Raw genomic sequence first — 1,770 nt, 5'->3', positions numbered from 1 at the left:
GCTTTGACATGATGAGGCAGCTCCTTTCCGAATTGTGATTGGAAAATTTCTACGTAGACGCGGCAGCTCTTCATCAACATCTCGTGTGTGCCAATGCCAACAATTTCACCGTCGTCCATGACAACGATTTTATCTGCATCCATAACCGAAGTAATCCGCTGCGCAATGAGTAGACAGGTGACATCAGATGCGAATGATTTGAGCGATTCTTTAATACTTGTCTCGGTTGTCGTATCTAATGCGCTTGTGCAATCGTCAAGAATCAGAACATCCGGCTTCCGGACGAGTGCGCGGGCGATCGACAATCGCTGTTTCTGACCGCCTGACAAGTTCACGCCACGTTGACCAAGCATCGTTTCATAACTCTCGGGAAACGCAGTAATAAAGCTATGCGCTTCTGCCATTTTTGCTGCGTGCGTAATGTCATCGCTTGTGGCATGCTCATGCCCCCAACGCAAATTCTCTTCAATCGTGCCGCTGAACAGGATTGATTTCTGCGGCACGATAGCAATGCGATCACGCAGCTTCTCTGGATCAAGCTTGCTGATGTCTACACCATCTACGCGTATCGTGCCAGAGCTTGTATCATAGAACCGGGGAATGAGGCTCACCAGACTGCTTTTCCCGGAACCGGTAGACCCAATAATGCCAATCGTTTCACCGGGCAGACATGTCAAATTGATATTTCTCAATACAGGATCTCCTGAAGCCCCCTCATAGGCAAACGAAACATTTTCGAAGTCAATCTGGCATCCTTGACGCCCAGTTGGCAGTGCCGTAGCGACGTCCCATGTCATTGTATTTACTTGATCAAAAACTTCACCGATTCGATTGGCGGAAGCTTTAGCTCGTACGAATAAGTTGAAAACCATAGAAATCGTCATCAGTGCGAACAAAATTTGTGTCATGTAATTGACGAATGCGACGATATGTCCGACTTGCATCTGATTGTTATTGATGCGCGAGGCTCCTAACCATAACACGGCTGCGATCCCGAAATTGACGCTGAGCAGGATAGAGGGATTAAAAATTGCCAGCAGCCTCGTCACCCGGATGGATTTGTTCTGATAGTCGATATTCGCCTGTTGAAACTTGCCAGTCTCGTGGTCAAAACGGTTGAAAGCTTTGACGACGCGAACGCCGGACAGATATTCCCGAATAACCCGATTGACGCTGTCCAGCGACTTTTGTACGCCGACAAACCGGGCAAATCCCACCTTCAAGTTCAACGCAACGAGCACGCTGACGACCGGAACAACGATAAGCAGTACGACAGCCAAATTTGGATTGAGCCGCACGGCCATAATGAGACTCCCGATACATAGGAGGGGAGCTTTAACAAAAATGCGCATAAGACCATTTACAAAGTTCTGCACCTGTGTCACATCATTCGTTAATCGCGTAATTAATGATGCGCGTTCGAACTGCTCGATATTCGCGAACGAGAGCGATTGGATTTTCTCGAATAAATCCCTTCTTAGCTCTGTGCCGAATTTCTGTGAAACATGGCTTGCGACAATATTGCGCATCGAGGCAGCAACTGCACCGAACGCGGTGATGATCAGCATCAAACCGCCCATGCGGAATACATAGTCAAGCCGTTTCTCCGCAACGCCTACGTCCAGGATATGTGACATAATCGTCGGCTGCAGCAAATCGGCGAGCGCTTCCAACGTCACGAAAAAGACAGCAACCAGAAATAACTTCCAGTGCTTACTGACATAAATCTTCATAAAACCCATCGTGTACACTCCTTTTTCCGTGGTCAGC

General features: G+C 48.1%; 1 protein-coding gene. It reads right to left on the bottom strand.

Annotated features, from left to right (window positions below; genetic code table 11):
* Window positions 1–1,742, bottom strand: a 1,742-nt coding sequence (locus AC1DUA_RS36275) for an ABC transporter ATP-binding protein (RefSeq protein WP_477504343.1), incomplete at its 3' end; no start/stop codon positions are given.
* Window positions 1,743–1,770: the final 28 nt, after the last annotated feature.

It is taken from the genome of Paenibacillus sp. 01T422, assembly GCF_056398785.1.
This window is presented reverse-complemented; position numbering and strand designations above follow the sequence as displayed.